General features: G+C 48.1%; 1 protein-coding gene. It reads left to right on the plus strand.

The window, feature by feature from the left end:
• The first annotated feature begins 28 nt into the window (after positions 1-28).
• Positions 29-880, plus strand: a complete 852-nt coding sequence (locus ACOCD2_RS21795) for a hypothetical protein (RefSeq protein ID WP_293653462.1) — start codon at positions 29-31, stop codon at positions 878-880.
• The last annotated feature ends 138 nt before the right edge of the window (positions 881-1,018 follow it).

Consider the following 1,018-nt stretch of genomic DNA (forward strand, 5'->3'; position numbering starts at 1 on the left):
CTAGTTAGTGGAAATAGAGAGCGATATTATGAAAACAGCTAAAAAATCAACCCTGATATCTGCAGCAGTCGGTCTGGCAATGATCAGCGGCAATACAATTGCTGCCGGGGCTTTCACAGGCATCCATCCGTTGCTCAGCGACAGGTTTACAATCGGCGCTGGTGCATTCTGGCCCTCTATATCAGGGCATTTTTCCATTGACCCTCCAGGCGGTGGTAACGGCACGGATGTCGATTTTCAGAAAGATGCCGGATTGGACGACAGCCTTACTTTGCCGGCATTTGGAGCTACGTGGCGACTCAGCAATCGCTGGCGGGTTCAGGGAGAATTTTTCACCGTTGGACAGTCCACTACGCATTCGGCCAGAAAAATCCTGGATATCGGGGGCGATCTGATCGAAGTAGGTGCCAAACTGAAAACGGACTCGGATCTGGATATCGCGCGCGGTTTTTTAGGGTACAGTTTTGTAAAGACCGACAAAGCCGATATGGGTGCCGGGTTGGGTCTGCACTATCTGAATATCGATATTTCAGTAGTGGGCGAAATAAAAGTGGGTAATGAGGAGAGGAAGGCCAGGCGCGGCATTGACGACTGGGCCGTTTTACCCAATGTTGGCGCCTATGCGGGGTACGCATTTTCTCCAAAATGGTTTGTTGGCGGCCGCGTGGACTGGATTAGCGCAAACATCAATGATTACGATGGCGCGATCTGGAATGCCGAGGCCACAGTTCAATATCAGATGTTCAAACATTTCGGTGTGGGTGTGGCTTATCGCTATCTTGATTTTGAACTTGGAAAAGACAATGGGACGAAAAAGGCTGACTGGTTTATTCAATCGGAATACAGTGGTCCCATGCTGTTTTTTACAGCCAATTTCTGATGGGTAGTATATAGAGCCTAGAGTTTAGAGTAAGCAACATTGTTCCACCGTATATTTTCGGGTGAAATAAAGTTGCTATTTTGTTCATACTGCCCGTTAGAGCTTGTTCTATACGCTGATTGCTGCATCCTGCTCACT

Origin of the sequence: Thiolapillus sp. (assembly GCF_048562965.1) — a bacterium.
GTDB lineage: Bacteria > Pseudomonadota > Gammaproteobacteria > Chromatiales > Chromatiaceae > Thiolapillus > Thiolapillus brandeum_A.

Bases quoted from the DNA above. Each gene is read 5' to 3' on its own strand.
- ACOCD2_RS21795 (WP_293653462.1), top strand. From the start codon at position 29: ATGAAAACAGCTAAAAAATCAACCCTGATATCTGCAGCAGTCGGTCTG.